This is a genomic window from Micromonospora sp. RV43, from assembly GCF_001029515.1.
GTDB classification, from domain to species: Bacteria; Actinomycetota; Actinomycetes; order Mycobacteriales; family Micromonosporaceae; genus Micromonospora; species Micromonospora aurantiaca.
This window is the reverse complement of record NZ_LEKG01000007.1, coordinates 70,257-89,005: the sequence shown is the minus strand read 5'-3', so window position 1 is coordinate 89,005 and position 18,749 is coordinate 70,257. Positions and strand designations below refer to the sequence as shown.

General features: G+C 72.9%; 20 protein-coding genes. 8 read left to right on the top strand and 12 right to left on the bottom strand.

Annotation, left to right across the window (positions count from 1 at the left end; genetic code table 11):
- Positions 1 to 80: 80 nt before the first annotated feature.
- The 3 genes from ABD52_RS03605 to ABD52_RS03595 form a co-directional block, all read right to left on the bottom strand.
- A complete protein-coding gene (locus ABD52_RS03605) occupies positions 81 to 1,229 on the bottom strand; it encodes an Mrp/NBP35 family ATP-binding protein (protein WP_013473894.1) in 1,149 nt (382 codons plus the stop codon).
- A gap of 72 nt (positions 1,230 to 1,301) precedes the next feature.
- Positions 1,302 to 1,910 carry a DUF1003 domain-containing protein gene (locus ABD52_RS03600; protein ID WP_013283872.1) on the bottom strand — a complete coding sequence of 203 codons (609 nt, stop codon included), beginning with the start codon at positions 1,908 to 1,910 and terminating at the stop codon, positions 1,302 to 1,304.
- On the bottom strand, positions 1,903 to 3,189 hold the full coding sequence (locus tag ABD52_RS03595) for a CBS domain-containing protein (protein ID WP_013283873.1): 1,287 nt from the start codon (positions 3,187 to 3,189) through the stop codon (positions 1,903 to 1,905). Before ABD52_RS03595 ends, ABD52_RS03600 begins: the two co-directional genes overlap by 8 nt.
- Before the next feature lie 33 nt (positions 3,190 to 3,222).
- Here ABD52_RS03595 and ABD52_RS03590 point away from each other — a divergent pair, with 33 nt between their 5' ends.
- A complete protein-coding gene (locus tag ABD52_RS03590) occupies positions 3,223 to 4,092 on the top strand; it encodes a PhzF family phenazine biosynthesis protein (protein ID WP_013283874.1) in 870 nt (289 codons plus the stop codon).
- Between the two features lie 42 nt (positions 4,093 to 4,134).
- Positions 4,135 to 4,668, top strand: coding sequence for a hypothetical protein (locus ABD52_RS03585; RefSeq protein WP_176921705.1), 534 nt, complete (start codon positions 4,135 to 4,137; stop codon positions 4,666 to 4,668).
- A 25-nt stretch (positions 4,669 to 4,693) separates the two neighbouring features.
- Here ABD52_RS03585 and ABD52_RS03580 read toward each other — a convergent pair whose 3' ends face one another.
- Positions 4,694 to 5,389, bottom strand: coding sequence for an HAD family hydrolase (locus tag ABD52_RS03580; RefSeq protein WP_047890768.1), 696 nt, complete (start codon positions 5,387 to 5,389; stop codon positions 4,694 to 4,696).
- Between the two features lie 108 nt (positions 5,390 to 5,497).
- On the opposite strand from ABD52_RS03580, the gene ABD52_RS03575 reads away from it, so the two are divergent.
- On the top strand, positions 5,498 to 6,454 hold the full coding sequence (locus tag ABD52_RS03575) for a DMT family transporter (RefSeq protein ID WP_047890767.1): 957 nt from the start codon (positions 5,498 to 5,500) through the stop codon (positions 6,452 to 6,454).
- A 66-nt stretch (positions 6,455 to 6,520) separates the two neighbouring features.
- Positions 6,521 to 8,653, top strand: a complete 2,133-nt coding sequence (locus ABD52_RS03570; protein WP_235437320.1) for an APC family permease — start codon at positions 6,521 to 6,523, stop codon at positions 8,651 to 8,653.
- Between the two features lie 2 nt (positions 8,654 to 8,655).
- On the opposite strand, the gene ABD52_RS03565 is transcribed toward ABD52_RS03570, so the two are convergent.
- Together ABD52_RS03565 and ABD52_RS03560 are read right to left on the bottom strand one after the other, a co-directional pair.
- A complete protein-coding gene (locus tag ABD52_RS03565; protein WP_013283879.1) occupies positions 8,656 to 8,943 on the bottom strand; it encodes a hypothetical protein in 288 nt (95 codons plus the stop codon).
- A gap of 18 nt (positions 8,944 to 8,961) precedes the next feature.
- Positions 8,962 to 9,786, bottom strand: coding sequence for an SDR family NAD(P)-dependent oxidoreductase (locus ABD52_RS03560; RefSeq protein ID WP_200905157.1), 825 nt, complete (start codon positions 9,784 to 9,786; stop codon positions 8,962 to 8,964).
- Positions 9,787 to 9,910: 124 nt separating this feature from the next.
- Between ABD52_RS03560 and ABD52_RS03555 the strand changes: the two genes are divergently transcribed.
- Positions 9,911 to 10,867: a CoA ester lyase gene (locus ABD52_RS03555; RefSeq protein WP_013283881.1), complete on the top strand. Its 957-nt coding sequence runs from the start codon at positions 9,911 to 9,913 to the stop codon at positions 10,865 to 10,867.
- A gap of 42 nt (positions 10,868 to 10,909) precedes the next feature.
- Here ABD52_RS03555 and ABD52_RS03550 read toward each other — a convergent pair whose 3' ends face one another.
- Positions 10,910 to 11,464 (bottom strand): DUF4190 domain-containing protein, encoded by a 555-nt coding sequence (locus tag ABD52_RS03550; RefSeq protein ID WP_013283882.1) that lies wholly within the window; start codon positions 11,462 to 11,464, stop codon positions 10,910 to 10,912.
- A gap of 116 nt (positions 11,465 to 11,580) precedes the next feature.
- Here ABD52_RS03550 and ABD52_RS03545 point away from each other — a divergent pair, with 116 nt between their 5' ends.
- Entirely contained in the window at positions 11,581 to 12,471 is an 891-nt protein-coding gene (locus ABD52_RS03545; RefSeq protein ID WP_013283883.1) for an SDR family NAD(P)-dependent oxidoreductase, read from the top strand.
- Positions 12,472 to 12,474: 3 nt separating this feature from the next.
- Here the strand turns inward: ABD52_RS03545 and ABD52_RS03540 are convergent, their stop codons facing one another.
- Positions 12,475 to 12,882 carry a DUF4190 domain-containing protein gene (locus ABD52_RS03540; protein ID WP_013283884.1) on the bottom strand — a complete coding sequence of 136 codons (408 nt, stop codon included), beginning with the start codon at positions 12,880 to 12,882 and terminating at the stop codon, positions 12,475 to 12,477.
- A gap of 172 nt (positions 12,883 to 13,054) precedes the next feature.
- Between ABD52_RS03540 and ABD52_RS03535 the strand changes: the two genes are divergently transcribed.
- A complete protein-coding gene (locus ABD52_RS03535; protein ID WP_013283885.1) occupies positions 13,055 to 14,251 on the top strand; it encodes an acyl-CoA dehydrogenase family protein in 1,197 nt (398 codons plus the stop codon).
- Between the two features lie 9 nt (positions 14,252 to 14,260).
- On the opposite strand, the gene ABD52_RS03530 is transcribed toward ABD52_RS03535, so the two are convergent.
- Positions 14,261 to 14,914 (bottom strand): PH domain-containing protein, encoded by a 654-nt coding sequence (locus tag ABD52_RS03530; RefSeq protein WP_013283886.1) that lies wholly within the window; start codon positions 14,912 to 14,914, stop codon positions 14,261 to 14,263.
- A gap of 89 nt (positions 14,915 to 15,003) precedes the next feature.
- On the opposite strand from ABD52_RS03530, the gene ABD52_RS03525 reads away from it, so the two are divergent.
- Positions 15,004 to 15,660, top strand: coding sequence for a TetR/AcrR family transcriptional regulator (locus tag ABD52_RS03525; RefSeq protein WP_047890764.1), 657 nt, complete (start codon positions 15,004 to 15,006; stop codon positions 15,658 to 15,660).
- On the opposite strand, the gene ABD52_RS03520 is transcribed toward ABD52_RS03525, so the two are convergent.
- The 3 genes from ABD52_RS03520 to trxA form a co-directional block, all read right to left on the bottom strand.
- A complete protein-coding gene (locus ABD52_RS03520) occupies positions 15,617 to 16,024 on the bottom strand; it encodes a CoA-binding protein (protein ID WP_047890763.1) in 408 nt (135 codons plus the stop codon). The two genes, ABD52_RS03525 and ABD52_RS03520, sit on opposite strands and share 44 nt — an antisense overlap.
- Positions 16,025 to 16,065: 41 nt before the next feature.
- Positions 16,066 to 18,111: an intein-containing Rv2578c family radical SAM protein gene (locus ABD52_RS03515; protein ID WP_047890762.1), complete on the bottom strand. Its 2,046-nt coding sequence runs from the start codon at positions 18,109 to 18,111 to the stop codon at positions 16,066 to 16,068.
- Between the two features lie 110 nt (positions 18,112 to 18,221).
- Complete coding sequence (gene trxA, locus ABD52_RS03510; RefSeq protein WP_013283893.1) at positions 18,222 to 18,584, bottom strand: thioredoxin; 363 nt, start codon at positions 18,582 to 18,584, stop codon at positions 18,222 to 18,224.
- Positions 18,585 to 18,749: the final 165 nt, after the last annotated feature.

The window sequence follows — 18,749 nt, the reverse complement described above, 5'->3', positions numbered from 1 at the left end:
CCCTACGACGACGCCACCTGACCGCGCCCCCTCCCGCGTGCGGCGGGAAGGGGCGGTGGGGAGGGAGCGGTGGGTGAGGGTCAGCGGCCTGCCGGCTTGAGGCCCAGGGGCTTGCCGAGCAGGGACTCGCGGCGGACGGCCAGGCGGTCGGCGACCTCGAACAGCGCCTTCGCGGCAGGGGCGTCCGGCTGCGCCAGCACGATCGGCTGACCGGCGTCGCCGCCCTCGCGTACCCGGGTGTCCAGCGGGATCTGCCCCAGCACCGGCACCTGCGCGCCGATCGTGCGGGTCAGCGACTCGGCCACCGCCGCGCCGCCGCCGGCCCCGAAGACCTCCATCCGGGAGCCGTCCGGCATCTCCAGCCAGGACATGTTCTCGATCACGCCGACCACCCGCTGGTGGGTCTGCAGCGAGATCGCACCGGCCCGCTCGGCCACCTCGGCGGCCGCCGCCTGCGGCGTGGTGACCACAAGGATCTCCGCGTTCGGCAGCAACTGGGCCACCGAGATCGCGATGTCGCCGGTGCCCGGCGGCAGGTCGAGCAGGAGGACGTCCAGGTCACCCCAGTAGACGTCGGCGAGGAACTGCTGAAGCGCCCGGTGCAGCATCGGCCCGCGCCAGACCACAGCGGCGTTGCCGGGGGTGAACATGCCGATCGAGATGACCTTCACGCCGTGCGACTGCGGCGGCATGATCATGTCCTCGACGCGGGTCGGCGCGCCGTCGGCGCCGAGCATCCGGGGCACCGAGTGGCCGTAGATGTCCGCGTCCACCACGCCCACCGACAGGCCCCGCGAGGCCAGCGCGGCGGCCAGGTTGACTGTGACGCTGGACTTGCCGACACCGCCCTTGCCGCTGGCGACCGCGTAGACGCGGGTCCGCGAGCCCGGCTGGGCGAACGGGATCACCGGCTCGGCGGTGGCACCGCCACCGCGCAGCTTCGACTGGAGCTCCTGACGCTGCTCCGGGCTCATCACACCGAAGATGATCTCGACACCGCTCACGCCCGGTACCGCGCCGACGGCGGCGGTGATGTCACTGCGCAGCTTGTCCTTCAGCGGGCAGCCGGCCACGGTGAGCAGCAGCTCCACCCGGACCACGCCGTCCTCACCACGCTCGGCGGACTGGACCATGCCGAGTTCGGTGATCGGCCGGCGGATCTCCGGGTCGTTGACGGTGGCCAGGGCGGCCTGGATCGCGTCGGAGACGGTGCTGACGGGTGCTGACATGCCCGCAATGCTACGTCGCGGGTCATCGGCCACCGCCGCTGGCGGGGGCGGTGTGAGCGATTCGATGACCGCTCAGCCGTCGCGCCGGCCGTCCCGCGCGTAGTCGCTGTCCAGCTCGTCCCGGGGCTCGTCCAGCGGCTCGCCGCCGCCCGTCCGCCGGCCCTCCCGCTCCTGCTGCCGCCGCTCCCGCCTGCGCCGCCGCTCGGCCGCCTCGTCCAGCTCCTCACCCAGCCGGGTCAGCTCCGAGCGCAGGAAGTCCCGGGTCGCCACGTCACCCATCGCGATCCGCAGCGCGGCGATCTCCCGGGCCAGGTACTCCGTGTCGGCCTTCTGGAGCGTGGCCCGCCGCCGGTCCTCGTCCATCGCGATCCGGTCCCGGTCCGCCTGCCGGTTCTGCGCGAGCAGGATCAACGGCGCCGCGTACGACGCCTGCAGGGAGAGGATCAAGGTCAAGAACGTGAAGGTGTACGGGTCGAAGCGCAGACTCGCCGGCGCCAGCGTGTTCCACAGGAACCAGGCCACCAGGATCAGCGTCATGTAGACGAGGAAGTTCGCCGTACCCATGCCCCGGGCGATGCCCTCGGCCCAGCGGCCGAACGTCTCCGCGTCGATCCGCGGCAGGTGCAGGCTCCGCGGGGCGCGCGGCTGGTCGAGCCGGTCGCCGCGTCGCTGGTCACTCATCGTCGCCGTCCAGGGTGCCGTCGTCGGTGGCGGACGAGGTGGGGGCCGCGTCCCGGTCCCGCCAGTCCCGCGGCAGGGAGTGGTCCAGCACGTCGTCCACTGTCACCGCGCCGACCAGCCGGTTGTTCCGGTCGACCACCGGCATGCCGACCATGTCGTACGTGGCCATCCGCCGGGTGATCTCGGGCAGCGGGGTCGACGTGCGCAGCGGGTCGATGTCGTTCACCACGATGCCGCCGAGCAGGTCGGCCGGCGGTTCGCGGAGCAACCGCTGGAAGTGCACCATACCCAGGTAGCGGCCGGTCGGCGTGGTCAGCGGGGCACGGGCCACGAAGACCTGGGCCGCCACCGCGGGGGACAGTTGCGCCTCCCGGATCCGGGCCAGCGCCTCGGCCACCGTGGCGTCCGGCGGCAGGATCACCGGCTCCGAGGTCATCACGCTGCCGGCGGTGCCGGAGGCGTAGCGCAGCAGCTGGCGTACCGGGTCGGCCTCGTCCGGCTCCATGAGGTCCAGCAGCACGTCCTGCTCCGGCGGGGGCAGCTCGTTGAGCAGGTCGGCCGCGTCGTCCGGCTCCATCTCCTCCAGCACGTCGGCGGCGCGCTGGCGGTCCAGCGCGGCCAGGATCTCCACCTGGTCGCGCTCGGGCAGCTCGCTCAGCACGTCGGCCAGGCGTTCGTCGTCGAGCGCGGCGGCCACCTCGTTGCGCCGGGCGTCGGGCAGATCCTGGAGGGCGTTCGCCAGGTCGGCCGGGCGCATGTCCTCCAGGACGGCGAGCAGGTTCGCCGTACCCCGGTTGTCGCCGACCGCGCCCAGCCCGCGGACCCGGTCCCAGTCGACCTGGTGGAGGTGGCCGCGGCGGGTGAGCCGGCCGGTGTGCTCGCGCACGGCGACGCGGCTCAGCGCCCACTCGCCGCCGCGGCTGGACTCCATCGCCACGTCCACCACCGAGCCGGCCTGCCCGCTGTCGAGCTGGACCCGGCGGTCCAGCAGCTCCTGGAGCACCAGCAGTTCGTTCGGGCGCTTCTCGAACCGGCGCAGGTTGAGCGTGCCGCTGCCGAGCACCACCGCGTCCGTGTCGATGGAGGTGATCCGGTTGATGGACAGGAAGATGCGCCGCCGCATCGGCATCTCGGCGACCAGACCGACCACCTCCGGCGGTCGCTGGGTCGCCCGCATCCGGGCCACCGCGTCGCGGACGCGGCCGACCTGGTCGCCGTTCGGGTCGAAAACGGCGACTCCGGCGAGTCGAGCGAGGTAGACCCGGTTCGGCGTGCTCACGGGCACCAGCCTAAGGGCCTACTCTCTAACAACATGTCGACCTTGGGCTACGAGATCGTGGACGTCTTCACCGACCGCCCGTTCGCCGGCAACCCGCTGGCCGTGGTGTTCGGCGCGGAAGGGCTGGCCACCGAGCAGATGCAGGCGCTCGCGCTGGAGTTCAACCTGTCCGAGACGGTCTTCGTGCTGCCGCCGACGCAGGTGGGCGCCACCTACCGGGCCCGGATCTTCACCCCGGCCGACGAGCTGCCCTTCGCCGGGCACCCGAGCGTCGGCGCCGCGGTGACCGCGAGCCGGCGTGGCGTCATCGGCGCGGGCCGGGTCACCCAGGAGTGCGGCGCCGGCGTCCTGCCGATCGAGGTGACCGCCACCGGCGCGACGCTCACCGGCGGCACGCCCACGCTCGGCCCGGAACTCGACCCGGAGCCGCTGCTGGAGATGGTCGGCCTCACCGGCCCCGACCACGTCGGCCCGCCACCGCGGGTCGCCGGGTGCGGCCTCGAATTCCCCTATCTTCCGGTACGCCCGGACGCGGTGGCCCGGGCACGGTTGAACACGACGGCGGCGCAGCGGTACGGAGTGGAGCACGTCAGCCTCTTCTCCTGGGAGCCCGGTTCGCAAACCGCACACGCCCGGGTCTTCGTGCCGGGGCTCGGCGTACCGGAGGATCCGGCGACCGGCTCGGCCGCCCTGGGACTGGGCGTGTGGCTGGTCGCCAGCGGCCTGCTGCCCGGCGAGGGCCGCGCGGAGTACACCGTCCGGCAGGGCATCGAGATCAACCGTCCGTCGACGCTCGCCTGCACGGTGACCGCGTCCGGCGGGCTGGCGGTGGGCGCCACCGTCTCCGGCCAGGTCATGCCGGTGGCCCGAGGCGAGATCACCGTCCCCCCGTTCATCGGCTGACCGCCCCGCCCGTGGCCCTCTCCGGGGTGGGGTGGGCGGGGGATGGGGCAGGATGGCGGGGTGAGTGACGAGGTGGACGAGCGGGTGACGCCGCCGCTCGTGGACGAGGCGGTGAAGAAGGCCGCGGTCTGCTGGGTGAGCACCGCCGGCGGCCCGGCGTACGCGCTGTGGTGCCTGCCGCTGGAGGGCACCCTGCTGGTGGTCACCGGTCCCGGCGAGCAGGCCGCACCCGGGCTGGCCGACAGCGACACGGCCGACGTGACGCTGCGCGGCGACCACGGCGGGCGGATCGTCAGCTGGCCGGCGCGGGTGACCCGGCTGCAACCGGGCACCGAGGAGTGGGACACCGTCGCGCCGCTGGTCGCGGCGAAGCGGCTCAACGCCTCCGGCTCCGCCGCCGAGCTGGTGGAGCGGTGGGCGGCACAGGGGTGCGCGCTGAACCGGCTCGCGCCCGCCGGCACCGCGGTGTCCGGCGCCGACCTGCCGGACGGCTCGCTGAGCGAGCAGCCCCGACCGACTCCTGTGGTACGGGCCGTCCGCAAGCCGTTCCGCCTGCACCGCGTCCGCCGCCGCTGACCGTGCGAACCGTCGGCGGGCCGGGTCAGGCGACGGGGACCGGGTCGAGCAGGTCGAGCACGCCCCTCAGTGAGGTCAGCGACGGCCCGTCGAAACCGTGGTCGGCGTTGAGGACCACGTGGTCGGCGAGATCCGGTGCCGCCAACCGGGCGGCGCTCAGCCCCGCCCGCTCCGCACCGGTCAGCTCCTGGCTGTCGCCGTCCCCGACGTAGAGGCAGTCGGCCGGGGCCTGGCCGAGCCGGTGACACGCGGCCAGGTAGAGCGCCGGGTCCGGCTTGCAGAGTCCCAGGCGTACCGAGAAGACATGGACGTCGAGCAGCGGCGCGACGGCGAGCTGCGGCAGGAACGCCGGCAGTTCGTGCGTGCAGTCGCTGACCAGCCCGGTGCGTACGCCCCGGTGGCGCAACGCGGCCAGCACCGGCACCGCCTCGGCACGTAGCCGGGTGCCGGCGCGTACGGCCCGGTGCCGGGTGGCGACCGCGTCGCGTACCGCCTCGTCAGACGGGTGGACGCCGAGCCGGGCGCACACCCAGCGCATCGTCGACTCGGCGTTCCCGAAGGAGCCGCTCGCCCGTTCGTAGAAGCTGCTGTTCAGCACCTCCACGAGGGCCTCGGCGGAGCAGCCGAGCAGGTCGGCGGTGGCGCGGTGGGAGGCTCCGCGCCGCACACAGTGGGTCAGGGTGCCGAAGAAGTCGAACAGCACCGCCTGGAACCTGGGCATGAGGGAACGCCTCCGGACGTCGAGGGGGAGGATCGCCGGGACGCGCATGATCGTAACGGAGCGCTGACGTTCCGTGTCGATCGGGTGTCCGTGTGAGGATTACCGTTCGTGCCGACCGTTCCGCATCGCCCGCCGCTCGACGCGTTGACGGTGAGCGCGCTCGCCCTGGCCGTCGCCTCGGTCTCGTCCTCGGCGCCGCTCGTGGCGTTCGCCGCCGCGTCGGCGCTGGCGGTGGCGTTCTGGCGTACCGCGTTGTCGGTGGCGGTCCTCGGCCCGGTCGCCGTGACCAGGCGGCGCGCCGAACTCCGCGCGCTGACCGTCGGGCCGGGCCGGCGCGAGGGGCTCTACTGCGTACTCTCCGGGGTCGCCCTGGCCGCCCACTTCGCCACCTGGATGCCGAGCGCGCAGCTCACCTCGGTGGCGGCCGCGACCGCGCTCGGCGCGACGCAGCCGGTGTGGCAGGGGCTGATCGCCCGCGGGCAGGGGCGGCGGCTGCCGGCGGCGGTGTGGGCCGGCATCGCGGTGGCGGTGCTCGGCGCGGTGCTCGCCACCGGCGCCGACTTCGGCGTCTCCGGCCGCGCGTTCGCCGGTGACCTGCTCGCGGTGGTCGGGGGCCTGTTCGCGGCCGTCTACACCGCGTTCGGCGAGCGGGCCCGGGCCAGCATCAGCACCACCACCTACACCACCGTCTGCTACGGCGTCTGCGCGGCGATCCTGCTCGTGGTGTGCCTCGTCGGCGGGGTACGCCTGCACGGCTTCGACGGTGCGACCTGGCTGGCGATCCTCGGCCTGGTGGCGGGCGCCCAACTGCTCGGCCACTCGATGTTCAACTACGCGCTGCACCGGGTCTCCGCGACCACCGTCAGCGTGCTGATCCTGCTGGAGGCGCCGGGCGCGGCGCTGATCGGCTGGGTGTGGCTGGGGCAGTTGCCCCGGCCGCTGGCCCTGCCGGGCCTGGCGCTGCTGCTGGCCGGCGTTGCGGTGGTGGTGCTCGGCGGCGCGCGCGCCGGCCGTCGCGCCACGCCGGTCGCGGCCCCCGCCGACCCGACGCCGCTCGGCGACTGAGCCGGTCGGGGCGAAGTCGCGCCGTTCCGGCCACCGGGCCGTCCGGTTTGCACGAAAGTGCTCAGGGTGGGGGCGGACCGGGACGACGCGGCGGAGGCGGGCACCGTCGTCACGCCCTCGGCCGAGTTCCCGCCGCTCGGCGACGAGGAACGGGCGGCGCTCGGCCGGATCGGCGAGCGCTGGCGCGGCCCGCGCCGCGCCGACGACCTGCCGGTCGACCCGACGCTCGGGCGGCACGACCACCACCCGGCGCCCACCCGGTTCGGGCGGCTGGCGCCGATCGACATGTTCACCGTGGCGCAGCCGGACGAACTGGTCGCCACCGGTGCGGCCGACCTGCCCGGCGACCGGGCCGGCCGGACCGCCGCCCGGGTCCGCCGGGCCCTGCTCGGGCCGCCGCTGTCCAGCGCGTCGGTGCTCTACGAGCGGATGCGCAAACTCGTCGCGCTGCCGGTGCTCTCCTCCGACCTGCTCAGCTCCGTGGCGTACGGGCCGGAGGCGATGCTCGCGGTGCTGGTGCTGGCCGGGAGCGCCGCGCTCGGGCTGGCCCTGCCGCTCGCCGCCGTGCTCGTGGTGCTGATGGTCGCCGTCGGCCTCTCCTACCGCCAGACCATCCCGGCCTATCCGCACGGCGCCGGCTCCTACATCGTCGCGGGGGACAACCTCGGGCGTACGCCGGGACTCGCCGCCGCGGCCGGGCTGATGCTCGACTACGTGCTGACCGTGTCCGTGTCGGTGGCGGCCGGGGTGCACGCGGTCACCTCGGCGCTACCCGGGCTCAGCTCGTGGGCGGTGCCGCTCGGGGTGCTGGTGATCGCGGTGCTGCTCGCCGGCAACCTGCGCGGCGTACGCACCGCGGGGAACATCTTCGTGCTGCCCACGTACGCGTTCGTGGTGGTGCTGCTCGCGGTGCTGGCTGTGGGTTACGCGAAGGCCGCGGCGCGGGGTTTCGCACCGGTGCCGCCGCCGTCGGTGCCCGCCGCCGAGGGCCTGGGCCTGCTGCTGGTGCTGCGGGCGTTCTCCTCCGGCGCGGTGTCGATGACCGGCATCGAGGCGGTCTCCAACGCGGTGCCCGCGTTCCGCCCGACCGAGTGGCGCAACGCCCGCACCACGCTCGGCTGGATGGTCGCCATGCTCGTCACGCTGTTCGCCGGCCTGGTCGGGCTGATCCACCTCGACGGCCTGGTGCCCCGGGCGGACGAGACGCTGTTGTCCCAACTCGGCCGGGTGACGTTCCCGAGCGGGCCCGGGTACGCGATCCTCCAGGCCACCACCGCGCTGATCCTGCTGCTCGCCGCGAACACGGCGTTCAACGACTTCCCCCGGCTGCTGTTCTTCATGGCCCGCGACGGGCACGCGCCGCGCCGGTTCCTGCACATGGGTGACCGGCTGGCGTTCAGCAACGGGCTGGTGGCGCTGGCGCTGACCGCAGCGGCGGTGTTCGTCGCGTTCGGCGGGCACACCGAGCGGCTGATCCCGCTGTACGCGGTGGGCGTGTTCCTCGCCTTCACGCTGTCCCAGACCGGGATGGTGGTGCACTGGCGGCGCCACCGGAGGCCGGGATGGCGCCGCCGGCTCGCCGTCAACGCGGCCGGGGCGGCGCTGTCCGGGCTGGTGCTGCTGACCGCGGCGGTCGCCAAGTTCACCGAGGGCGCCTGGGTGGTGGTGCTCGCCGTGCCGCTGCTCGTGCTGCTGTTCCGCCGGATCCACAGGCACTACGCCCGGCTGCACCACGCGCTGGCTCTGCATCCGCCGCCGTCCGCGCCGCCCGCCGAGGGCGACGAACTGCCCCAGCAGGTACGCCACCTGGTGGTCGTGCCGGTGGCCCGGCTGAACCGGGCGTCGCTGCGCGCGCTGGCGTACGCGACGTCACTCGGGCGGCCGACGCTCGCCGTGCACCTCGCTCCCGAGGAGGCCGAGGCGGACCGGTTCCGGGAGCAGTGGCGGGCCTGGGGGGATCACCTGCGGCTGGAGACGATCGTGTCGCCGTACCGGTCGGTGATCGGGCCGCTGGCGCACTACCTGGAGGCGCTGCACGCGGCGAGCCCGGACCTGACGCTCACCGTGATCGTGCCGGAGGTGGTGCTGCGCCGGCGGCGGTACCGGCTGCTGCACAGCCGCGCCGAGCAGCGGCTACGGGTCGCGTTGCGCGCGCTGCCCGGCGTGGTGGGCACGAGCGTCCCGGTGCACGTGTCGTGACCTCAGACGTCGTGGACCTCCAGCACCCGGGTGGCGGGGGCCGCGTCGCCCAGCTCGGCGCGCAGCGCGACGCGCTCCGGGTCGACCAGGAACGCGTCGAGCCCGGCGCGGGCGGCGAACCGGATCACGTGCACCTCGGTCTCCCCGTCCCCGGTGCGCAGCCGCCGTTCCAACTCGCCGCCGTGCCGGCCGAGCAGCGCCAGCACCGCGTCCTCGTACCGCCGCCCGGCGTCCACGTCGGCGCTCAGGTCGACGAGCGCGACCAGCAGGACCGCTTGCTCCGTGGTCATGTGTTCCTCTCGGTTCCGTCAGGCGTCCAGCCCGAGCGCCTTCGCGCTGGCCGTCCAGAGCCGGGCGGCCAGCGCCGGGTCGGCGGCCTTGGGCCGGGGCCGGTGCGGCTTGCGGTCGGCGTAGTAGCCGCCGTCGATCAGCCGGGCCGGGTCCTGGCAGGCGAGCCAGACGAGCGTCTCCGCGCCCTTCTCCGGGCTGCGGAACGGCAGCAGCCGCATGCCGAGCGCCACGATCCGGCTCTCGTTGCCGAAGCGGGTACGTACCACGCCGGGGTGGAACACGTGCGCCGGCACCTCCGGCCAGCGTCGCGCCGCCTCGGCGGTGAACAGGATGTTCGCCTGCTTGCTGGTGCCGTACGCGCGGAACGGCCGGTAGGAGCGCAACGCGGAGTTGAGGTCGTCCGGGTCCAGCACACCGCTGCGGTGCGCGTCCGATCCGGTGACCACCATCCGCCCGATCCGGTCCCGCAGCAGGTTGCTGAGCAGGAACGGGGCGAGGTGGTTGGCCTGCATGCTCAGCTCGAACCCGTCGACCGTGGTGATCGGTTCCAGCACGATCGCGCCGGCGTTGTTGGCGAGCACGTCGATCCGGTCGTACCGCTCGCGTAACCGCTCGGCGAGCCCGCGTACGTCGTCGAGCACCGCGAAGTCGGCGCGGAACAGCTCCGGCTGCTCGCCGCAGCACTCGCGGACCCGTTCGCCCGCGGCGCGCAGCCGGGCCGGGTCGCGGCCGACCAGCACCACCTGGTCACCGCAGCGCGCCAGTTCCTCCGCGGCGGCCAGCCCGATGCCGGAGCTGGCCCCGGTCAGCACCACGATCCGACGCTCAGTGAGATCTTCCACAGGTCCATTCACCCCGGTCACGGCACGAGGTTACCGTGGCGTCACCACGCCCTTTGGGATCGTTAAGTTCTCGAAATCCACCGCTGCGCCGGCACTCGCGCCGGACGCTGGAAGGAGCGCATCCATGACCGCTGTCGGTCGTCCCCGCCGATCCTGCCTGGCGGTACCCGGCTCCAGCGTCAAAATGCTCGGCAAGGCCCAGGGCCTCCCCGCCGACCAGGTTTTCCTGGACCTGGAGGACGCGGTCGCGCCGCTGGCCAAGCCGGACGCGCGCAAGAACATCGTGGCCGCGCTGAACGAGGGCGACTGGGCGGGCAAGACCCGCGTGGTCCGGGTCAACGACCTGACCACGCCGTGGACCTACCGGGACGTCATCGAGGTGGTCGAGGGCGCCGGGGCGAACCTGGACTGCATCATGCTGCCGAAGGTGCAGAACGCCGAGCAGGTGCACTGGCTGGACCTGCTGCTCACCCAGATCGAGAAGACGCTCGGCCTGGAGGTGGGCCGGATCGGCATCGAGGCGCAGATCGAGAACGCGGCCGGGCTGGTGAACGTGGACGCCATCGCCGGCGCCTCGCCCCGGGTCGAGACGATCATCTTCGGCCCGGCCGACTTCATGGCCTCGATCAACATGAAGTCGCTCGTGGTCGGCGCGCTGATCCCGGACTACCCGGGCGACCCGTACCACTACATCCTCATGCGCATCCTGATGGCCGCGCGGATGCACGACAAGCAGGCCATCGACGGCCCGTTCCTGCAGATCCGGGACGTGGACGCGTTCCGCGAGGTGGCGAAGCGGTCGGCGGCGCTGGGCTTCGACGGCAAGTGGGTGCTGCACCCCGGCCAGATCGACGCCGCGAACGAGGTCTACTCCCCGGCGCAGGCCGACTACGACCACGCCGAGCTGATCCTCGACGCGTACGACTACTACACCTCGGAGGCGGGCGGGAAGCTCGGCGCGGTGATGCTCGGCGACGAGATGATCGACGAGGCGTCCCGCAAGATGGCGCTGGTGATCGCCGCCAAGGGACGCGCCGCCGGCATGTCCCGTACCTCCTCGTTCACCCCGCCCTCGGAGTGACCGGCCCGGGCCGCCCCGAGTTCGCGGGGCGGCCCGCCGAGTTCAGTAGGTCGTGCTGTCGTAGCCGGACGAGTCCTGGTTCGCCGCCCAGACAATGAAGATCACGATGGCGGCGGTGGCCAGCACGGCCAGCACGGTGGCGATCCAGCCGACGATGATGCCTGCGGTGGCGAAGCCCTCGCCGCCCTCGCCGCGCTCCCTGATCTGCTTACGGGACACGTGGCCGAGGATCGCGCCCACCACGCCGATGTAGCCGCCGAGGCCGTAACCGCAGAGGCCGAGCGCGCCGACGATCGAAATGACCATCGCGGCGATGGCCAGGCCGTTCTGCTTCGGTCCGGAGGGGTACCCGTATCCGGGATAACCACCCGGGGGCGGGTAAGCGCCCGGCTGCGGATAGGCGCCCGGCGGGTAACCGGCCGCCGCGTACGGGTCGGCGGACTTCATGCCGGCGTACGGGTCGGCGGACGCGTACGGGTCCGCCGAGGTGGGCTGGGCCGGGATGGGATTGCCGGCCATCGGATCGGCCGGTGGGCTCGACTGCGGCCCGGCCGCCGAGGGGTCCTGCCAGCCACCGGACGGTGGGGGATAGGTCATCTGATCATCTCCAGGTACGTGGTCGCGCTCAGGGTAGCCACCTTGCGCGCGACACGGACGTCCCCTTTCCGGCCACCGCGTTGCCCGTGGGGTCGGCACGGGGCAGGATCCTCGGCATGGCACTTGACGCGCGTGGGGGTCGGTCGCGACGGGACATGAGCCGGCCGGGGTCGGTGCGGCGCCCGCGCGCCGGCGAGCCGGCCGGCGCCGCCGACTCCGAACGGCCGGCGCCGCTGCCGGAACCGGCCACCATGCGCCTGGACGGCCGGGTCGCGCTGGTGACCGGCGCGGGCAGCCCGGACGGCATCGGGTACGCGACCGCGCGCCGGCTGTCCGACCTGGGCGCCCGGGTGGCGATCGTGTCCACCACGAGGCGCATCCACGAACGCGCGGGCGAGCTGGGCGTCACCGGTTTCGTCGCCGACCTCACCGACGAGTCGGAGGTGGGCGCGCTCGCCGACGCGGTGGCCGAGCAGCTCGGCGACGTCGAGGTGCTGGTGAACAACGCGGGCCTGGCGAGCCGGGCCAGCCCGGAGGTGCTGCGGCCGGTGGCCCAGCTGACGTACGACGAGTGGCGCGGCGAGATCGACCGCAACCTGACCACCGCGTTCCTGTGCAGCCGCGCGTTCATCGGCGGCATGGCCGAGCGGGGCTGGGGCCGGATCGTCAACCTGGCCGCCACCGCCGGGCCGGTCAACGCGCTGCCCACCGAGGCGGCCTACGCGGCGGCCAAGGCCGGTGTGGTCGGGCTGACCCGGGCGCTGGCGATGGAGATGATCGCCGACGGGGTGACGGTGAACGCGGTGGCGCCCGGAATCATCCACACCGCGGCGTCCACCATGGCCGAGATCAAGCAGGGCCTGGGTACGCCGGTCGGGCGTCCCGGCACGCCGGACGAGGTGGCCGCGGCCATCGCGTTCCTCTGCTCGCCGGCCGCGTCGTACATCACCGGGCAGATGCTGGTGGTCGACGGCGGCAACAGTGTCCGGGAGGCGCAGTTCCGCTGACTGTCAGTAGGTGCCGTTGTCGGAGTTGGCCCAGATCGCCAGCCCGATCCAGCCGCAGCAGACCAGCAGGCCGATCGCGGTGAAGATGTAGCTGAGGATCAGTCCCCAGTTGGCGAGCTGGTCGCCGTCCTCGCCGGTCTGCCGGATCTGCCGCTTGGCCAGGTGGCCGCAGACGATGCCGGCGGGCGCGAAGACGAACGCGAAGACGAGCGACAGGATGGCGAGCACGTTCGTGCCACGGGGGCCTGGTCCCGGTCCCTGGCCGGGCGGACCGTACTGGCCGTAGGGCGGCTGCGGTGCGTACGGGGGTTGCTGGCCCCACTGCGGGTGCTGCTGGCCGTACTGCGGCTGCCCGTACGGCTGGCCGTGCGACGGCGGCTCGTACGGCGACGGTGGCTGCTCGTCGGTCACGGGCGCCCCTTTCCCCAGGTCGACGGCCCTTTCTCTTGCGGACGCTACCCGCAGCGGTGAACCTTTTCACAGCGGTTGTGTGGACTGGTCACCTTGGCGCGGCCGGTCGCGGGACCGATACTGACCGAGCGTTCAGTTACCCATGAGTAAGGCGCCGACCCCGGAGGCTGAGATGGCCCGACTCGCCCAGACACCCGGACTGACCGACGTGCAGCGGTCGATCCTGGAAACCGTCCGGGAGTTCGCCGACAAGGAGATCATCCCGCACGCGCAGCGGCTGGAGCACGCCGACGAGTACCCGAGCGACATCCTCGACGGGATGCGCGAGATGGGGCTGTTCGGCCTCACCATCGACGAGGAGTACGGCGGCCTGGGCGAGTCCCTGCTGACCTACGCGCTCGTGGTCGAGGAGCTGTCCCGGGGCTGGATGTCGATCTCCGGCATCGTCAACACCCACTTCATCGTGGCGTACCTGATCTCGCAGCACGGCTCGGCCGACCAGAAGGCCCGGCTGCTGCCCCGGATGGCCACCGGCGAGGTGCGGGGCGCGTTCTCGATGTCGGAGCCCGAGTGCGGCTCGGACGTCTCGGCGATCAAGTCGAAGGCCGTCCGCGACGGCGACAACTACGTCCTCAACGGCCAGAAGATGTGGCTGACCAACGGGGCGTACTCGTCGGTGGTGGCCACCCTGGTCAAGACCGACACCGGGGCCGACTCGGTCTACGGCAACATGAGCACCTTCCTGCTGGAGAAGGAGCCCGGCTTCGGCGAGACCGCGCCCGGCCTCACCATCCCCGGCAAGATCGACAAGATGGGCTACAAGGGCGTCGAGACCACCGAGATGGTGCTCGACGGCGTCACGGTGCCCGCCTCCGCCGTGCTCGGCGGCGAGGAGAAGGTCGGCCGCGGCTTCTACCAGATGATGGACGGCATCGAGGTCGGCCGCGTCAACGTCGCGGCCCGCGCCTGCGGCATCTCGATCCGGGCGTTCGAGCTGGCGGTCGCGTACGCCCAGCAGCGCCACACCTTCGGCCAGCCGCTCGCCAGGCACCAGGCCGTCGCGTTCAAGCTCGCCGAGATGGGTACGAAGATCGAGGCCGCGCACGCGCTCATGGTCAACGCGGCCCGGCTCAAGGACGCCGGCCAGCGCAACGACGTCGAGGCGGGCATGGCGAAGCTGCTCGCGTCCGAGTACTGCGCCGAGGTGGTCCAGGAGGCGTTCCGGATCCACGGCGGCTACGGCTACTCCAAGGAGTACGAGATCGAGCGCCTGATGCGCGAGGCGCCGTTCCTGCTGATCGGCGAGGGCACCTCGGAGATCCAGAAGACGATCATCTCGCGCGGTCTGCTCAAGCAGTACAAGCAGTAAGGGCCCGGCTCACCGCTCGGGCCGGCGCGCTGCCTGCTCGGCGGCGGGCAGGTGCCGCCGCGCGTGCTCGGCCAGCGCCGTCGGGTCGTCGGCGTACAGCCGGATCTCCCGTACCGGCTCGCTCGGCCCCTTCGGTAGCCGTACCGACAGCGGCTCGCGAAGCACCACGTCGACCGCCGTCTGGCTGCCGACGCCGAGGTTGAGCACCGCCGGGTCGTCCGCGTCGTACTGGACGGCCCGGCTGGACGGCAGCGACCGGCGGCGGACCGCCACCCGGGCGACCGCGCTCCACGGGATCGTGACGTCGACCGAGGTGCCGTTGCGCACCCGCAGGCCGGCGTCGTCGACGACGTGCGGATGGATCCGGAGGGCGGCCAGCAGCCCGATCATCCACAGCACACCCCAGACGCCGAGCGCGATCGCCGCGTGCCGCACTGTCGGCTGGTCGACCGTGTGCCGCAGGATCACGTCGAGGATCGGGATCTCGATCGTGGACAGGGCGATGAAGGCCAGCAGGATCGGCTGCACGCCGCCGACGTAGGCGTACGTCCCCGCGCCCGGGGCGACCGGATACGGGCGGCGCAGGATCCACCGGGTGAGGCTGCGCCACATGCCCCACTCGTACGCCACCGCACGCCGCGCCAGCCGGATCGCCCGTCCCATGACCGCACCCCCTCTTTTTCAATACAACTGCAATGTAAAACGCGTGTCGGCGGGGTGTCAATGCAGTCGTATTGTGAAACCATGGGGGCATGCCGAAGCGGGTCGACCACCGGGAGCGTCGCGCGCTGATCGCCGACGCGCTGATGCGGGTCGCTGCCGAACAGGGCCTGGAGGCGGTCAGCCTGCGCCACGTGGCCGCCGCCGCCGAGGTCAGCACCGGGATGGTGCAGCACTACTTCCGCACCCGGGACGAGATGATGGTCTTCGCGCTCGCCGTGGTGCGCGAGCGCAACGAGGCCCGGGTCCGGAAGGCGGTCGAGCCGCTCGGCGCGACTCCGGCGCCCCGGGCGCTGCTGCGGGCCATGCTGGCCGAGCTGCTGCCGCTGGACGAGGACCGGCGGGCGGACGGGCGGGTGGCCCTGGCGTTCCTCGCGTACACCGCCGTCCGGCCGGCCGTGGCCGCCGCGCTGCACGACGAGACGGCCGCGCTGCTGGCGTTCGTGGCCGGGCAGATCGCCGCCGGCTCACCGCTCGTCGCGGACGGCCGGGTGGACCCGGAACGGGCCGCGGTCGGGCTGCTCGCGGTGATGGAGGGTCTCGGCATCTATGTGCTCGGCGGCCACTACCCCCCGGAGACCGCGTTGGCCGCGCTCGACGCCCAGCTCGACCTGATCTTCGGGCCCGAACCCCCGCCCGGCGCCGTCAGCCGCGACGGGTCAGGCCGGCGGCGGCCCGCTCGACGATGAGGCACTTGTCCTCGACGTAGTCGAGGCCGGCCTCCTCGGCGATCCGGCGCGCCTCGTCCGAGAAGATCCCGAGCTGCAACCACACCGCCGGGGCGCCGATCGCCACCGCCTGCCGCACCACGTCGACCGCGTCGCGGGCCGGGCGGAACACGTCGACCAGGTCGACCGGGTGCGGGATGTCGGCGAGCGCCGGGTACGCCTTCTCGCCGAACAACTCGTCCACAGTCGGGTTGACCGGGATGATCCGCCACCCGTGCCGCTGCATCTCCAGCGGTACGCGGTGCGCGGCCTTGCCCGGATCACGGGAGGCGCCCACGACGGCGATCACGGCGGAGTCGGCGAGGATCTGCTGAGCGGAACGCATTCCCCGAGACTAGCCCCGCCGGTGCGGGTTTCCCCCGGTCGCTAGAGCAGGGAGAGCTGTTCGGCGGCCGGGGCGGGCGGCGGGGTGTCCGGCAGCCGTCTGTTGTCGCCGGTCTCGCCGCGGTTCAGCCCGTGTCGGCGTGCCGCCATCCGCACCCGCGCTGTCACCTCCCGCTGGTACGCCTGCGGCGCGTACGAGCCGGCCTGGTAGAGCTGCCGGTAGCGGGGCACCAGGTGGGGGAACTCCCGGGCCAGCCAGCGGGCGTACCACTCCCGGGCACCGGGCCGCAGGTGCAGCGGCAGCGGCGTCACGCTCGCCGCCCCGGAGGCGGCGACTGCCGCGACAGTGGCGTCGATCGACTCCTCGTCGTCGCTGAGACCGGGCAGGATCGGCGCCATCAGCACGCCGACGGAGAAACCGGCGTCGGTGAGGGTGCGGACCGCGTCGAGGCGGCGGCGCGGGCTCGGCGTGCCCGGCTCGGCTGCCCGCCAGAGCGCCTCGTCGACGAACCCCACCGAGTACGACAGCCCGACCCGTGTCACCTCGGCCGCCTGGAGCAACAGGGGCAGGTCGCGCAGCAGCAGCGTGCCCTTCGTCAGGATGGAGAACGGGTTCGCGAAGTCCCGCAGCGCCTCGATGATCGGCGGCATCAGGCCGTAGCGGCCCTCGGCCCGCTGGTAACAGTCCACGTTGGTGCCCATGGCGACGTGCGCGCCGCGCCAGCGAGGCGCGGCCAGTTCGCGGCGGACCAGCTCGCCGGCGTTGACCTTGACGATCACCTTGCGGTCGAAGTCGGCGCCCGGGTCCAGGTCGAGGTAGGTGTGGGTGTTGCGGGCGAAGCAGTTGTGGCTGACCACGCCGTTGGCGATGAAGTCGCCGGTGCCGGTGGTGATGTCCCACAGGGGAAGCTCCAGGCCGAGGTCCTCGACGGCTGTCACCTGGAGCTGCGCCGCGCACTTGAGCGCCATGCCCTCGATCGAGCGCCGGGCGGTGACGGCCGGGTCGGTGAGGTGGAAGAAGCGCAGCCGCTCCGGCAGCCCGCCGGTCAGCCGGAGCTGCCGCGCCGCACCGGGGGCGCCCGGCACGTCGAGCGCCCACCGGAAGTCGAAACGCTCCAGCGCCGCGGCCGCGCGGTCCCGGCTCTCGTCGTCGGCGACGCTGATCCGGAACACGCCCCGGTGGCAGGTGCCGGCGGCGTCGAACATGCCGGCCAGGTAGCCCAGCGCCCAGTCGTCAGTCGTCTCGTCGATCGGCTCGAACAGCCCGGTGACGACGTCGGCCGGGCCGGAAGTGCGTACCACAGTGGTCGTCGCCCGGCGGCCGACCCGGACGACGGTGGTCCGCTCGACGGTGACCCCCGCGTCGGCCAGATAGCGTTCGGCCCGGTCCAGCGCCTCCGCCTCGGCGGTGGCCAGCCGGAACCGGTTGTCGCGCCGGTGACCGGCGGGGTGGTCGTCGCGGACCAGGGCGTGCAGGTAGCCGTGGCGGTAGTCGGCCGAGCGCTTCGGCGCCACCACGAACCCGCCGGTGCCCAGCAGGCGGTTACGGGTGGTCAGGTGGGGACGGCGTCCGCCGCCACGCATCGTCCCGGTGACGTGCTTCCAGCCGCGTTCGGTCAGGAACCGGTGGTCGCCGCTGGCGACGAGCGTGGTGCCGTCGGCCAGTGTGATCCGGTGGGCCCGCTTCACGGTGGACCACTTGTCGAGCACCGTGGTGACGACGTAGTGGCGGTAGGCGCCGCGCCGCCGGGTGCCGTAGATGCGGTCGCCGGGCTCCAGCTCGCTGATCGGCCTGGTGCGGCCGTCGGCCATCAGGATCGGTGTGTCGCCGCCCAGGCAGTAGACGCAGGCGTGCGAGCAGCCCCGGTAGGGGTTGATCGTCCACTCGAAGGGCACGCGTGACTGGCCGGGCACCCGGTTGATGATCGACTTGGCGTGGACCTCGTAGAAGGTCATGCCGGCGAAGCCCGGGGTGTCGAACGTGCGGGCGACGGCGCCGGGCAGCGCCAGCGGCAGGGGTGGAGCCGCCGGCGCCGCCCGATCGGGAGTCCCCTCGTCCGGGGGAGCGGAGAGGTTGTCCCAGCGCATGGGGTTCATTCGAACACGTGTTCGAACAAAGCGCAAGCGAGCCCGCCGCGGTACGGAAACGCCGCCGGCCGGCGCCCGAAGCAGGGCACCGGCCGGTGGCGTGTGGAACGTCAGTGGTTGTGCTCGGCCAGCTTCTTGCGGACGTCGTCCATGTCCAGCGCCTGGACCTGCTCGATGAGGTTCTCCAGCGCCGACTCCGGCAGCGCGCCCGGCTGGGCGAAGACGATCACGCCGTCACGGATCGCCATGATCGTCGGGATGGAGCTGATGTTGAACTTCGCCGCCAGCTCCTGCTGCGCCTCGGTGTCGACCTTGCCGAAGGCGATGTCCGGGTGCTTCTCCGAGGAGCGCTCGTAGACCGGGGCGAAGCGCTTGCACGGGCCGCACCAGTCCGCCCAGAAGTCGAGCAGGACGATCCCGTCGCGCCCGGTCACCTCGTCAAAGTTGGCCGTGGTCAGCTCAACCGTTGCCATTTGCTCTCTCCGATCACCGCGGATTGTCGTACGTCCGGTGGAACCAGGGTCAGTCCGTCCGAATTCCCGCCGCGGGGGTGACGAAACGCTGAGCGCCGGGACGGTGACCCTGAGCACATCGAACACCATCTGTTCGCTCCGTTCGTGCGGAACGCAAATGCACGC

Bases quoted from the DNA above. Each gene is read 5' to 3' on its own strand.
- ABD52_RS03605 (WP_013473894.1), bottom strand. From the start codon at position 1,229: ATGTCAGCACCCGTCAGCACCGTCTCCGACGCGATCCAGGCCGCCCTG.
- ABD52_RS03590 (WP_013283874.1), top strand. From the start codon at position 3,223: ATGTCGACCTTGGGCTACGAGATCGTGGACGTCTTCACCGACCGCCCG.
- ABD52_RS03520 (WP_047890763.1), bottom strand. From the start codon at position 16,024: ATGCGTTCCGCTCAGCAGATCCTCGCCGACTCCGCCGTGATCGCCGTC.
- ABD52_RS03515 (WP_047890762.1), bottom strand. From the start codon at position 18,111: ATGCGCTGGGACAACCTCTCCGCTCCCCCGGACGAGGGGACTCCCGAT.
- ABD52_RS03600 (WP_013283872.1), bottom strand. From the start codon at position 1,910: ATGAGTGACCAGCGACGCGGCGACCGGCTCGACCAGCCGCGCGCCCCG.
- ABD52_RS03550 (WP_013283882.1), bottom strand. From the start codon at position 11,464: ATGACCTATCCCCCACCGTCCGGTGGCTGGCAGGACCCCTCGGCGGCC.
- ABD52_RS03545 (WP_013283883.1), top strand. From the start codon at position 11,581: ATGGCACTTGACGCGCGTGGGGGTCGGTCGCGACGGGACATGAGCCGG.
- trxA (WP_013283893.1), bottom strand. From the start codon at position 18,584: ATGGCAACGGTTGAGCTGACCACGGCCAACTTTGACGAGGTGACCGGG.
- ABD52_RS03585 (WP_176921705.1), top strand. From the start codon at position 4,135: ATGGGGCAGGATGGCGGGGTGAGTGACGAGGTGGACGAGCGGGTGACG.
- ABD52_RS03535 (WP_013283885.1), top strand. From the start codon at position 13,055: ATGGCCCGACTCGCCCAGACACCCGGACTGACCGACGTGCAGCGGTCG.
- ABD52_RS03555 (WP_013283881.1), top strand. From the start codon at position 9,911: ATGACCGCTGTCGGTCGTCCCCGCCGATCCTGCCTGGCGGTACCCGGC.
- ABD52_RS03565 (WP_013283879.1), bottom strand. From the start codon at position 8,943: ATGACCACGGAGCAAGCGGTCCTGCTGGTCGCGCTCGTCGACCTGAGC.
- ABD52_RS03580 (WP_047890768.1), bottom strand. From the start codon at position 5,389: ATGCCCAGGTTCCAGGCGGTGCTGTTCGACTTCTTCGGCACCCTGACC.
- ABD52_RS03525 (WP_047890764.1), top strand. From the start codon at position 15,004: ATGCCGAAGCGGGTCGACCACCGGGAGCGTCGCGCGCTGATCGCCGAC.
- ABD52_RS03530 (WP_013283886.1), bottom strand. From the start codon at position 14,914: ATGGGACGGGCGATCCGGCTGGCGCGGCGTGCGGTGGCGTACGAGTGG.